This window comes from Hydrocarboniphaga sp. (assembly GCF_965279055.1).
Classification (GTDB): Bacteria; Pseudomonadota; Gammaproteobacteria; order Nevskiales; family Nevskiaceae; genus Hydrocarboniphaga.
On record NZ_OZ257125.1, the window covers coordinates 4180532 to 4192312 of the forward strand.

General features: G+C 67.2%; 11 protein-coding genes. 3 read left to right on the top strand and 8 right to left on the bottom strand.

Features of this window, described 5'->3' with window-relative positions:
• Nucleotides 1-37: 37 nt before the first annotated feature.
• Nucleotides 38-340: a hypothetical protein gene (locus tag ACQZF9_RS18830; protein WP_428310499.1), complete on the bottom strand. Its 303-nt coding sequence runs from the start codon at nt 338-340 to the stop codon at nt 38-40.
• Nucleotides 341-736: 396 nt separating this feature from the next.
• On the opposite strand from ACQZF9_RS18830, the gene ACQZF9_RS18835 reads away from it, so the two are divergent.
• Nucleotides 737-1489, top strand: coding sequence for a DUF6683 family protein (locus ACQZF9_RS18835; protein ID WP_428310500.1), 753 nt, complete (start codon nt 737-739; stop codon nt 1487-1489).
• Between the two features lie 25 nt (nt 1490-1514).
• On the opposite strand, the gene ACQZF9_RS18840 is transcribed toward ACQZF9_RS18835, so the two are convergent.
• On the bottom strand, nt 1515-3140 hold the full coding sequence (locus ACQZF9_RS18840; protein ID WP_428310501.1) for a GMC family oxidoreductase: 1626 nt from the start codon (nt 3138-3140) through the stop codon (nt 1515-1517).
• A 127-nt stretch (nt 3141-3267) separates the two neighbouring features.
• The gene (locus tag ACQZF9_RS18845) at nt 3268-4782 is read right to left on the bottom strand and encodes a CoA-acylating methylmalonate-semialdehyde dehydrogenase (protein WP_428310502.1); all 1515 of its coding nucleotides are present in this window, start codon (nt 4780-4782) and stop codon (nt 3268-3270) included.
• Between the two features lie 116 nt (nt 4783-4898).
• Here ACQZF9_RS18845 and ACQZF9_RS18850 point away from each other — a divergent pair, with 116 nt between their 5' ends.
• Nucleotides 4899-5786 carry a LysR family transcriptional regulator gene (locus ACQZF9_RS18850; protein WP_428310503.1) on the top strand — a complete coding sequence of 296 codons (888 nt, stop codon included), beginning with the start codon at nt 4899-4901 and terminating at the stop codon, nt 5784-5786.
• 147 nt (nt 5787-5933) lie between these two features.
• On the opposite strand, the gene ACQZF9_RS18855 is transcribed toward ACQZF9_RS18850, so the two are convergent.
• From ACQZF9_RS18855 to ACQZF9_RS18875, 5 genes are read right to left on the bottom strand one after another with little or no spacing between them, the layout of a single operon-like run.
• Entirely contained in the window at nt 5934-6695 is a 762-nt protein-coding gene (locus ACQZF9_RS18855) for an SDR family NAD(P)-dependent oxidoreductase (protein ID WP_428310504.1), read from the bottom strand.
• Between the two features lie 19 nt (nt 6696-6714).
• Nucleotides 6715-7494 (bottom strand): SDR family oxidoreductase, encoded by a 780-nt coding sequence (locus ACQZF9_RS18860; RefSeq protein WP_428310505.1) that lies wholly within the window; start codon nt 7492-7494, stop codon nt 6715-6717.
• Nucleotides 7491-8078 carry a nuclear transport factor 2 family protein gene (locus ACQZF9_RS18865; RefSeq protein ID WP_428310506.1) on the bottom strand — a complete coding sequence of 196 codons (588 nt, stop codon included), beginning with the start codon at nt 8076-8078 and terminating at the stop codon, nt 7491-7493. The genes ACQZF9_RS18860 and ACQZF9_RS18865 overlap by 4 nt, the downstream gene beginning before the upstream one ends.
• Nucleotides 8079-8126: 48 nt before the next feature.
• Nucleotides 8127-9272 (bottom strand): alkene reductase, encoded by a 1146-nt coding sequence (locus ACQZF9_RS18870; RefSeq protein WP_428310507.1) that lies wholly within the window; start codon nt 9270-9272, stop codon nt 8127-8129.
• A gap of 29 nt (nt 9273-9301) precedes the next feature.
• A complete protein-coding gene (locus ACQZF9_RS18875) occupies nt 9302-10510 on the bottom strand; it encodes an acyl-CoA dehydrogenase family protein (RefSeq protein ID WP_428310508.1) in 1209 nt (402 codons plus the stop codon).
• A 189-nt stretch (nt 10511-10699) separates the two neighbouring features.
• On the opposite strand from ACQZF9_RS18875, the gene ACQZF9_RS18880 reads away from it, so the two are divergent.
• Nucleotides 10700-11770, top strand: a complete 1071-nt coding sequence (locus ACQZF9_RS18880) for an acyl-CoA dehydrogenase family protein (protein WP_428310509.1) — start codon at nt 10700-10702, stop codon at nt 11768-11770.
• Nucleotides 11771-11781: the final 11 nt, after the last annotated feature.

Here is an 11781-nt window from a genome sequence, read left to right on the forward strand (position 1 = left end):
CCGCCGAGTCTTGCGGCCGTATCAAACAGGCTGGCGGCTAGGCCGCAGCGGGCTCGGGCGGTGCGCGGGCGCGCTGCAGCGGCGACGGCGCCGGCGCGGCGCTGATCGCGAGCAGCGCCGGCGGCGCTTCGACGCCCAGCCACAGCGTCGCTGCCGACATCGCGGCAACGGGAACGACGGTGTCCAGGTCCATCGCCGCGACGCACAGGCCGCAGTCGTGCTCCGGCAGCGGCCCGGCGTGATCCAGCGAATGCGCGAACGACAGCCATTGCGCCAGCAGCAGGGCCAGCACCAGCAGTACGGACTGCAGACGCCCGATATCGGAAGACGAAACGCGCATCGAGTGGGGGGAAAGGCTCGTGGGATGCAACGCCCTCATTACAGGCGTGAGCACGATGCGCAGCAAGAGGTGAAGCCCTTGCGGCAGGTAGTGAATTCAGCCTTATCGCGGAGTGGATCTGTCACGGCGTGTAACGCGGGCCGCCTCCCTGCGACACCTGTAGGAGCGGACCCTGTCCGCGACGGTGCCTGCGGAGCCTCAGTCGCGGACAGGGTCCGCTCCTACAGGTCAGGACCTACGGTGGACAAAGTCGGCGCCGGCAAGATCGGTCAGCAGCGGGCGGATGCGACGATCCGGCACACCGCGGCACTCGCGCCGAGCGGGCGATGCCGGCAGGCCGGGCGGTGCCCGTCGCCGGCCGTGGCTGTTTATCATGCGCACATGACGCCCCGCTCCATGTCCCGCCTCGCCATCCTGCTGATCACCGCCGCGCTGCTGAGCGCCTCGCCTGCCGGCCGCGCGCAGGATTCGCCGCCGCTGCCGTCGCTGTTCCTGTCGTCGGAGTTCTACGACGGGCTGCTGCAGAAAGTGAGCAAGGCGACGCTCGCTGCCGGCCAGCGCAGCGTGCTCGGCAAGGCCGGGCCGCCGCCGTTGACGACCAATCGCGACGGCATGACCGAGACGCTGACCGCGAACCTGTATTACGCACCGTCCGACGGCATCAGCCGCACCTTGCGCCAGCAGATCGTCAGCAAGGTCATCGGCCTGGACCCGGTGCAGCAGCCGCTGGTGCGCGAGGCGTTTGCCGGCGCCACGATCTGGCAGCAGTTCGAGCAACTGCTCGCCGGCTCCGGCTACAACTCGCGCAATATCGCGGACGTGATGGCCGCGTACTACGTCAGTGCCTGGGAGATCGTGAATCTGCGCAGCGCCACGCCGAGCGACTCGCGCGCCGCGCGCGACCGTATCGCCTGGTCGCTGAAACGCAGCCCGGAAATCATGTTCATGAGCGACGCAGAAAAGCAGCGCTCGGCTGAATCGCTGGGCATCATCACCGCGGTATCGGCCACCGGCAGCCGCTCGCTGCTGCAGCGTAACGATGCGAAGACCTATGCGATGCTGCAGGAGCGCGTGAATCAGTCCTTCCTGCAGCAGGGCGTGGACATGAAGCAGCTGTCGCTGGGCCGCTACGGTTTCGTCGCGCGCTGAAACATCCGCAGCTGAAACATCCGCATCAGCCGCCGCGGCTGCGGCGGTCCTCGCGAATCATTTCGCTGGCGCGTTCGGCGATCATCATCGTCGGCGCATTGGTGTTGCCCGAGGTGATCGTCGGCATCACCGAGGCATCGACCACCCGCAGGCCCTGCAGGCCGCGCACGCGCAGCCGCGTGTCGACCACGGCGTCGTCGTCATCGGCGCGGCCCATGCGGCAGGTGCCGACCGGATGGAAGATCGTCGTGCCGACTAGGCCGGCGGCGGTCGCCAGTTCCTCGTCGCTCTGATACTGCTTGCCCGGCAGATATTCGTCGGGAAAATACGGCGCCAAAGCGGGCTGGCCGACGATGTGCCGCGTCAGCCGCATCGCGCTGGCGGCGACATGGCGATCCGCGTCGGTGGACAGATAGCACGGCGCGATGTGCGGCGCCGCATGCGGATCGCTTGAGCTGATCGCCACGCTGCCGCGCGACGTCGGCCGCAGGTTGCAGACGCTGGCGGTGAACGCCGGGAAGCGATGCAGCGGATCGCCGAACTTGTCCAGCGACAGCGGCTGCACGTGATACTCCAGATTCGCAGTCGGCTGCGCGGCATCGGACTTTGTGAACACACCGAGCTGGCTCGGCGCCATGCTCAGCGGGCCGCCGCGGCGCCACGCGTATTCCATGCCCATCATCGCCTGCCCCCAGTAGCTGTTGGCGAGCAGGTTGAGCGAGCGGATGCCCTTGATCTGGTAGACCGAGCGCAGCTGCAGATGATCCTGCAGATTCCGGCCGACGCCGGGCAGATGCCGCCGCGACTCGATACCGAGCGCGCCGAGCGGCGCCGCATCACCGATGCCCGAGCGCTGCAGGATCGCCGGCGAGCCGATCGAGCCGGCGCTGAGAATGGTTTCGATGCGGCTGCTCGCGTGCTGCTTGTGTCCGTCGACCGCGAACTCGACGCCGCTGACGCGGCTGCCGTCGAATGTCAGCTTGTCGATCAGCGCGCCGGTGACGACGCGCAAGTTGCGGCGCTTCATCGCCGGCCGCAGGAAGGCTTTCGACGCGCTCCAGCGCACACCGCGGCGCTGCGTGACTTCGAATTTGCCGGAGCCGGTGTTGTCGCCGCCATTGAAGTCCGCGGTACGCGGAATGCCGGCCTGTTCGGCGGCGTCGGCGAAGCGGTCGAGAATGTCCCAGCGCAGCCGCTGCGGCTCCACTCGCAGTTCGCCACCGCTGCCATGCATCGCATCACCGCCGCGCCAGTGATCCTCGCTGCGCTTGAACATCGGCAGCACCTGGTCCCAGCTCCACGAGGCATCGCCGCTGAGCTGCGCCCATTCGTCGTAGTCGCGCGCCTGGCCGCGCATGTAGATCATGGCGTTGATCGACGACGAGCCGCCGAGCACGCGGCCGCGCGCATAACCGATGCTGCGCCCGCCGAGGCCGGCTTCATCCTGCGTGCGATAACACCAGTCGGTGCGCGGATTGCCGATGCAATACAGATAGCCGACCGGAATGTGGATCCAGATCCAGCTGTCCTTGCCGCCGGCTTCCAGCAGCAGCACCGACACCTCCGGGTCCTGCGACAGCCGATTGGCGAGCACGCAGCCGGCACTGCCGCCGCCGACGATGATGTAGTCGAAGTTGCCGTAGTGATTCATCTCGCCCCGCCGCTTTTTTTGTGTTGAAACGAATATCGAAACCCCGTTGCTCCCGGTTGGCCGCTCGCCGCGTATCGAGAGACACATCGGGTCTGCGTCGCTACTCGGGACCAACGGCGCGCGTTGCTTACTGCGCCGTCGGCATCACGAACTCCGGCCCTTTCGATGTGCTGTCCGGCCAGCGTTGCATGATGCTCTTGTAGCGCGTGTAGAAGCGCACGCCTTCCATGCCGTAGGCATGCGTGTCGCCGAACAGGCTGCGCTTCCAGCCGCCGAAGGAATGCCAGGCCATCGGCACCGGGATCGGCACGTTGATGCCGACCATGCCGACCTGCACGCGGCGCGAGAATTCGCGCGCGGTGGCGCCGTCGCGGGTGAAGCAGGCAACGCCGTTGCCGAACTCGTGCGCGTTGATCAGCTCCAGCGCGGCCGCGAAGTCCGGCACGCGCACCACGCTCAGCACCGGCCCGAAAATCTCCTCCTTGTAGATCGTCATGTCCGGCTTGACATGATCGAACAAGCTGCCGCCGATGAAGAAGCCATTGTCGTGGCCGGGCACCTTGAAGCCGCGGCCGTCGACCACCAGCTCGGCGCCTTCCTTGATGCCGGTGGCGATGTAGCCCTCGATCTTGGCCTTGTGGATGCCGGTGACGACCGGGCCCATTTCGGCGCGCGACTCGATGCCGTTGCAGATGATCAGTTGCTTGGCCCGCGCCGCGACCTTGGCGACGACCTCGTCGGCGATGTCGCCGACGACCACCGCCACCGAGATCGCCATGCAGCGCTCGCCGGCCGAGCCGTAGGCGGCGCCGATCAGGGCGTCGACGGCCTGGTCGATGTCGGCGTCGGGCATGATCACCATGTGGTTCTTGGCGCCGCCGAGCGCCTGCACACGCTTGCCGCGCCGGGTGCCTTCGCTATAGATGTATTCGGCGATCGGCGTCGAGCCGACGAAGCTCAGCGCCTGCACATCCGGATGCGCGAGCAGGCCGTCGACGGCGAGCTTGTCGCCCTGCAGCACGTTGAACACGCCGTCCGGCAGGCCGGCCTTCTTCAGCAGCTCGGCGACCAGCAGCGACGGCGAGGGATCGCGCTCCGAGGGCTTGAGCACGAAGGTATTGCCGCAGATCAGCGCCATCGGGAACATCCACATCGGCACCATCACCGGGAAGTTGAACGGGGTGATGCCGGCGACCACGCCCAGAGGCTGGCGCAGGTTCCAGTTGTCGATGCCGCCGCCGATGTTGTCGCTGTGCGAGCCGGCGAGCAGGTGCGGCGCGCCCATAGCGAACTCGACCACTTCGATGCCGCGCGTGACTTCGCCGGCGGCGTCGCTCAGCACCTTGCCGTGTTCGGCGGTGATCAGCGCCGCGAGTTCATCGCGATGCGCCTCCAGCAGCTCGCGGAACTTCATCAGGATGCGCGCGCGGCGCAGCGGCGCGGTCGCCGACCAGGCCGGGAACGCGGCGGCGGCGGCCGCCACCGCGGCATCGACGTCGGCCTGCGTCGCCAGGCTCACCTTGCCGGTCACGGCGCCGGTGGCCGGGTTGAACACGTCGCTGGTGCGCGCGTCGGCGGCGCTGCGCACGGCGCCGCCGATGTAGTGGCCGAGAGTCGAAACCGGGTTCTGCGGGCTGCTCATGACAGGCTCGATACGCTGAAGGTGTCGCCCATTGGGCCGCAGCCTGGGCGCGGAATCCAATGAGTTAAACTGCGGCCCGATATAAGGCCCGCTAATAATGCGATGGTGCCGGTGCGATGGATCTGAAGCAGCTGCGCGTGTTCGTGATGGTGGCGCGCCATGGCAGCATCACGCGCGCCGCCGAGGCCATGCACCTGACCCAGCCGGCGCTGAGCCTGCAACTCAAGGCGCTGCAGGACGCGGTCGGCGCGCCGCTGTTCAAACGCACGCCGCAAGGCATGGAGCTGCTCGCGGCCGGCAGCAGCCTGCTGCCGTATGCCGAGGCCGTGCTGAGCGCCAACGACGCCTTCCGCAGCGCCGCGGCGCAAGTCTCCGGCCAGGTCAGCGGCCGCCTGCACCTGGGCACGATTCTCGATCCGGATTTTCTGCGCCTCGGCGCGCTGCTCGGCCTGATGCTGCAACGCCATCCGGCGGTGCAGACCGATGTCTCGCACGGCATTTCCGGTTGGGTTCTGGCACAGCTGCGCACCGGCGCGCTCGACATGGGTTTTTATCTGGGCCAGCCCGACGACGAGCGCCTGGAGGCCGCGGTGCTGACGCCGTTCAACTATCGCGTGGTCGCGCCGCCGGCCTGGCAGGCGCGCGTCGCCGGCGCCGGCTGGAACGAACTCGCGCAACTGCCGTGGATCTGGACGCCGCCGGAGTCGGTGCACAACCGCCTGCTCAGCGCGCAGTTCGAACGCGTCGGCGCGACGCCCCGCATCGCCGCGCAGGTCGACGTCGAGCCGTCGATGCTCGATCTGGTCAAGGCCGGCGTCGGCCTGTCGCTGGTGCGCGAATCGGTGGCCATCGCCCAAGCCCGCGACGGCCACGTCGCGCTCAGCGACATGGCGCTCGGCACCGAACTGACCTTGCTGTGCCGGCGGCGTGATCGCGACAAGCCGATGATCCGCGCGGTGTTCGCGGTGGCCGAGGCGTTGTGGGCCGCGCCCGCATCGCGGTAACCGCATGCGCCCTTGCAGTAGCTCGCCTCTTAGGAAACCAGGAGCAGCGCCAGCCGCCGCCGTAGCCCGGGTGAAACCCGGGTTCACCGCCCGCAACACGCGCACATCCCGGGTTTCACCCGGGCTACATCAAAACAACGCAAAGGCTCACATCCCGGGATGCGTCGCCCCCAAACCGCCATCGGCGGTATACGCGCCCCCCGTGCAATAGCTCGCCTCGTCGGAAACCAGGAACAGCGCCAGCGCGGCGATCTCCCGCGGCTGCGCCATGCGCCCCATCGGCGACATCGCGTTGAAGCGGCCGAGCATGCTCGGGTCCTGGGCGATGTGGCCCTGCAGGATCGCGGTGTCGGTGGTGCCCGGGTGCAGGCTGTTGATGCGGATGTTCCATCCCTGGCGCGCGCACTGCACCGCCGCCGACCGGGTCAAACCCAGCACGCCGGTTTTGGTCGTCGTATAGATCACGTCGTTGGGCAGGCCGAGAAACGACGTCGTCGAGCCGAGGTTGACGATGGAGCCGCCGGGCGTCGCGTTGCGCCGCATCATCGCGATCGCCGCGCGGCAGCCGAGCATGGGCCCGGTCAGATTGACCGCGAGCACGCGATTCCAGCTCTGCAGATCGATGCTGTCGATCGACGCGTTGGAAATGATCGCGGCGTTGTTGACCAGCGCATCCAGGCGCTGATGCCGGTCGGCGATGTGCTGCATCGCCGCGCTCCAGTCGGCTTCGACGGTCACGTCCAGCTGCAAAAAGTGGCCGCCGACTTCCGCTGCAACGCGCTCGCCCGCCGCCTGCGCGACGTCGGCGACATAGACCGTCGCCCCTTCCTGCGCAAAGCGCCGCGCAATGGCTTCGCCGATACCGGAAGCGGCGCCGGTGACCAGCGCGATCTTGTCTTTCAGACGCATGGTGAAGTTCCCTAACTCTCTAGTTCGCGGTCAGGCCGCCGTCGACGTGGACTTCGCTGGCATTGACGTAGGCGCTCGCATCCGAGGCCAGGAACAGCACCGAACGCGCGACTTCGTCGGGCTCGACCAGGCGGCGCATCGGATGGTCGGCGATCATCGCCTTGCGCAAATCCTCGACCGGCGTGCCGCCGGTGATCACCGAATAGCGCTGCAGGATCTGATCGATCATGTCGGACTGCACCGCGGCCGGATGCACGCTGTTGGCGCGCACGCGATAGCCCAGCGACAGGTACTCGATGCCCACCGCCTTGGTCAGCTGCGCGACCGCGGCCTTGCTCGCCGCATAGGCCGAGGCCATCGCGGTGGCACGGTTCGACGAGGCCGACGCGATATTGACGACGCTGGCGAACCAGGCCGAGGCCGCGCCGGTTTCGCGCAGCAGCGGCGTCGCCGCCTTCATGCCGAGGAACACGCTGTCGACGTTGACAGCCAGGCAGCGCCGCCACTCGTCGTAGCCGGTGCCTTCGAGCGTGCCCATCGGCGCGATGCCGGCGTTGTTGACCAGCACATCGAGCCGACCATGACGCTGCGCGATGGTCGCGATCACCTCAGCCCAGCCGGCCTCGCTGGTCACGTCCAGATGCAGCCAGTCGGCGACGTTTGCCTGCTGCGGCCGCGGGCTGATATCGGCGGCGATCACGATCGCCTGCTCCTGGCTCAACTGCCGACAGATCGCGCTGCCGATATTGCCGGCCGCGCCGGTCACCAGCACGACGCGCGACTTCAGTCCGAAATTCATGCGCCGACACCACCCTTGCCGAACTGCATCGCGTGGCCGACCAGCGCCTGGTACGACGGATCCTGTTGCGAGCGGCGCGCCGGATACAGCGGCGCCTGCAATGCGGCCGGCTCGACCAGCGCCGGACCGGGGAAGTTCGCCATCGTCATCTCCAGGAGCTGCACCTGGTCCCAGTCGTGCACCGAACGCCGGTGAACAAAGGCCCAGCGTCCGGCGACGCAACTCAGGTGGTCGACATAGCGGCCGCCGCTCCACAGATCGTAGATCGCGCCGTCGCGCGCGATGCGCAACAGCACGGTCCAGTAGGACTCGCTCCAGGCGTTGTCGCCGTCGACTTCGATCAGCACGTTGCTCAGCGTATGCCGGGTCAGCAGCATCGGCTCGTGAATTTTCCACACCCAGTCGACGAAGGCTTCGCCGGTGCCCGAAAACAGCGGCGTGTGCTCATCCGTGCCACCGGCATGCCAGCACGAAAGCGCCAGCTCGCGGTCCATGCGATCCATGGATCGGCAATAGCGATGCAACACTTCGGTGATCGCCTGCTTGGCCGCGAGTTCGGCGAGTGTTGGCGTTGCGACGCTCATTGATTTTCTCCTCAGCAGATCATTCCCGAGAGGGCGGGAATGGGATTCTCAACCCGTCGTCGTCGGCGAAATCGGGATCGGCACGGTATCCAGCGACTGCAGCTTTTCAGGATCACTGCCGGCAAAGCGCGGGTAGTCGGTGTAGCCCTCGGCGCCCTGCGTGTAATACGTCTCCAGTTGCGGCCGCGTCAGCATCTGGTGGTCGCGAAAGCGCTCGGCCAGATCGGGGTTGGAGATATAGGCCTGGCCGATGCCGATCAAATCGGCGCGACCTTCGCGCACGGTCGCCGCAGCCGTGGGCTGGGTGAATCCGGCGACGAACATCGCCGGGCCGTCGAACAGCGGCCGCAGCGTCTCGTAAACCCAGCCAATGCCGTAGTCGCCCAGCTGCAGATAGGCGATGCCGCGTTTGGACAGCTCGCGCACCGCGTAGCGGTACGTGGCGACCGGATCGTCGTCGAACACGTTGTGGAACGACCAGCCCGGCGAGAACTTGACCGCGACGAAATCGCGGCGGGTCGCGGCGATCATCGCATCGACGCAGGCCAGCAGGAACGCACAGCGCTTCTCGACGCTGCCGCCCCAGGCATCGCTGCGCAGATTGGTATTGGTCGACAAAAACTGCATCGGCAGATAGCCCGAGGCCGCGTGAATCTCGACGCCGTCGAAGCCGGCCTGCTGCGCACGCACCGCGCAGTCGCGAAAGTCGTCGATCACGCCCAGCACTTCGGCATGCGTCAGCGCGCGCGGCGTCGGGTATGGCCGCTTCGGCCGCGGGCAGTTGATCGTGTATTGGCGCGCGGTCGGATCAGGCTGCACCGCCGACGGCGCGATCGGCTGCTCGCCATCCAGCATCAGCGGATCGGACAGCCGGCCGACATGCATGATCTGGCCGAAAATCGCCCCGCCTTCGCCATGCACCGCATCGGTGACGCGCTTCCACCCGGCCTGCTGTGCGTCGTTGTGCAGGCCCGGCGTGAACAGGTAGCCGCGACCCATCGCCGACGGATACAGGCCTTCGCTGACCAGCAGGCCGGCGCTGGCGCGCTGGCGGTAGTATTCAACGTTAAGATCGGTGGGCACGCCGTCCAGCGTCGAGCGCTGGCGCGTCATCGGCGCCATCGCCAGACGATTCTTCAGCCGTGTGCGGCCCAACTGCAGCGGCTGAAACAGCGCATCCACGTCGACATTCATGCTCGGCTCCTCGTCATGTTCTTGGGGCGCTACAGGCCGAGCACGGTGCGCGCGATGATGGTGCGCTGCACTTCGTTGCTGCCGCCGAAAATCGTCCACGCGCGGTTGTTCAGATACGACGGCGCCGCGGCCATCGCCGCGGCGCTGTGTACCGGCTGCGGCGCACCGTCGCCGTACAGCGGCCGCTGCTGCTGCAACTGCAGGCCGGCGTAGCCGAATACGCGCAGGCCGAGGCTGCTGATCTGCTGACGCAGATTGGAGGCGATCAGCTTGACCAGCGAAGTCTGCGGCCCCGGCGGCCGTCCCTGTGCGATTTCCGCGAGGATGCGCAGCTCGGTCACCTCCAGCGCCTGCGCCTCGAACTCGACCCGCGCAAGCGCCGCGGCAAAGCTGCGGTCGCCGATCAGCGGCGCGCCTTCACCATCGCTGGCGTCGGCCGCTTCGCGACGCAGCTCGGCCAGCTGCGCCAGCAACACCGGCGCATGGCAGGAGCCGCCGCGCTCGTTCTCCAGCAGGAATTTGGCGATGGTCCAGCCCTGGCCTTCTTCACCGACCATGTCGCCGGCCGGCACGACGACGTTGTCGAGGAACACCGCGTTGACTTCGTGGTCGCCGGCGATATTGCGGATAGGCCGCACCTCGATGCCGGGCTGCTTCATGTCGATCAGCAGAAAGCTGACCCCGGCCTGGGCCTTGACCTCGGGGTTGGTGCGCACGAGGCAGAACATGTGATCGGCGAAATGCGCATGCGTGGTCCACAGCTTGCTGCCGTTGACAATCCAGCGATCGCCGTCGAGCACCGCGCGAGTTTTCAGGTTGGCCAGATCGGAGCCGGCCGAGGGCTCGGAAAAACCCTGGCACCAGTAGTGCTCGCCGCTGAGAATTCGCGGCAGATAATGTTGCTTCTGTTGTTCGTTGCCGAAGCGGTGCAGCACCGGGCCCAACAGCTTCAGGCTCAGCGCCGGCAGCTCGGGCGCATGCGCCAGCGCGCATTCCTTGTCGAAGATGTAACGCTGCACCGGGGTCCATCCGGTGCCGCCGTAACCCTGCGGCCAGCAGTAACCGAACCAGCCTCTTTGATACAGGATCTGTTGCCATTCGCGGCCGATGTCGGGCTCGGCGAAGACCGTCGGCGTCATCCGCGCACCCAGACGCAGGCGCGGGCTCAGATGGCCGTCGAGGAAGGCGCGCACCTCGTCGCGGAACGCGATCTGGTCTGCTGAAAATTGCATGTCCATGGCCGGATTGTCGGCCAGCGTCCGCTGCCGGCGGCACTGGCATTAGCGATAGAAACCGCCACTGCGGCAGCTCCGTTGTCACCGCGCTGTAAACCTAGCCGTAGTCGCAGTGGGTGCGGCGCGGGCGTTCTTCTAAGGTGGTGCGATGGCCGGATATTCCGGCAACGGCAAGAGCAAACGGGGACAGGCGTGGATTTCGATTTGAACGGCGACCAGCGAATGATCAAGGACCTGGTCGATCGCTATGTCAGCGATCGCTACCAGCCGGGACAGCGCGCGCGCTACCGCGGCCAGGCGCGCGGCTACTCGCAGCACAACTGGTCGCTGCTCGGCGAGACCGGCCTGCTGTCGCTGCCGTTTTCGGCCGATGACGGCGGCATGGGCGCCGGCAATGTCGAAATCGCCCTGTTGATGGAAACGCTGGGGCGCGGCCTGGTGGTGGAACCGGTGCTCGACGAGGTGCTGGTCGCGGGCGGGATTCTGGCCACCGCCGGCAGCGCCGCGCAGAAAGCGCGCTGGCTGCCACCGCTGATCGCCGGCGAAGCCCATCTGGCGTTCGCGTTTGCCGAACAGGCGGCGCGCTGGAACTGGCAGCGGCCACAGACGCGCTTCGACGGCCAGGGTTTGAGCGGCGGCAAGACCATGGTCGGCGCTGATGTCGACGCTTACATCGTCAGCGCTGCCGACCAGACCGGCACTACGCGCTGCTATCTGGTCGACGCGCAGGCCGGCGGCATCACGCGCAGTGACTATCGCCTGATCGACGGCTCGGCGGCTTGCGAGCTGCGCTTCGATTCGGTCGCCGCCGATGTCATGGACGGCGATGTCGATGCGGTGGAAGCGGCGCTCGATCGCGCGCGCCTCGGCATCTGCGCCGAACTGGTCGGTGTGATGACGTATCTGTTCGACCAGACGCTGGGCTACATCCGCCAGCGTCACCAGTTCAAGGCCGCGATCGGCAGCTTTCAGGCGATCCAGCACCGCATGGCCGATCTCTACGCCAGCCTCGAGCAATCGCGCTCGCAGCTGTATCGCGCGACACTCACCGATGAGCGCCAGCGGCGTACGGTGATCGCGGCGGCCAAGGCCTACATCTCGGTGGCCGCGGTGCATCTGGCCGAAGAATGCCTGCAATTCCACGGCGGCATGGGCATCTCCGAGGAACTGGATATCGGCACCGCGCTGAAGCGCGCGCTGCTGCTGGCGAGCCTGTTCGGCGACGCGGATTACGAGACGCGGCGCTACAACGCGGCGGCTTGAGACACCGCAGT